This window comes from Bacillus sp. P4_D3, assembly GCF_056401855.1.
This window is the reverse complement of record NZ_JBFUIN010001022.1, coordinates 1-939: the sequence shown is the minus strand read 5'-3', so window position 1 is coordinate 939 and position 939 is coordinate 1. Positions and strand designations below refer to the sequence as shown.

Annotated in this window: 1 protein-coding gene; it reads right to left on the bottom strand. The window is 29.8% G+C overall.

The features are described 5' to 3' along the window. A partial coding sequence (locus AC1DTM_RS28870) for a GerAB/ArcD/ProY family transporter (RefSeq protein WP_477001528.1) occupies nt 1–939 on the bottom strand: 939 nt, incomplete at both ends.

Here is a 939-nt window from a genome sequence, read left to right as displayed (position 1 = left end):
CTGTTTCCTCCTAGTAAACCAAGTAAAAAGAATGCTGTAAGCGAAAAAAAAGATTGGTAATAGAATAAAGAAAATGATATTTAAGATATCCATAAGAGAATATATAAATAAATATTGATCCACATCGGGATTTAGAAAAACGAATAAGCCGACTATTAATAGCATAAAACCAACTAGCACCCAATTGCGAACGGTTTTTTGAAATAAAATGGTTACAGATTCGAAACTGAAAAATAAATACGGATATATTGTAGTGGAAAATACAATCAAATAGTAAGCGATATATATAATTTCTAATCGTTCTACGAAAGAAAAACGAACCCCTTTTAACAGATGAAATACTGGCCAAATTACGTCTTTTATCCCCTCCGGACTAAAGTATATATAAGAAAGAATAGTCACATATATATAGAAAAACATGGTTCCAGTATTCGCTATTAGTATTCCTTTTATGGCTTTTTGTTTTTTTTGTAAGAACGGATAAATAAAATATGCAATTTCTAAGCCTGCATAAGGAGTAATGGTTTCTTTTGTTGCCTTTACAATAGGGTATATGCCATCTTTAAAAATAGGTAGTAGATGTAAAGGATTGTAGTTACTTTTTAATGAAAAAAGAAGAAATAGTGGCATCCAAGTAGTGAAGAAGAAAACAAGCATAGAATAACTAGTAAGAGCCCTTAACCCACTCAGGGCTAAAATGATAAAAGGCAATAGTAATAATATGGCGATTTGATAAGCAGGAGTGGAAGGGAATATCCACACTTTTACAATATCAGTTGCCTTTAATAAAGTATTAAAACCAGCAAAAAATAGATAAAAGGCATATAAAAGAAGAAAAATTGTCCCTAGCCATTTACCAAAGTATGTATTTAAGATCTGAGAGAAATTTTTGTTAGGATTTTTTTGTAACATTAATATAATAATTACGCCAATTATAGA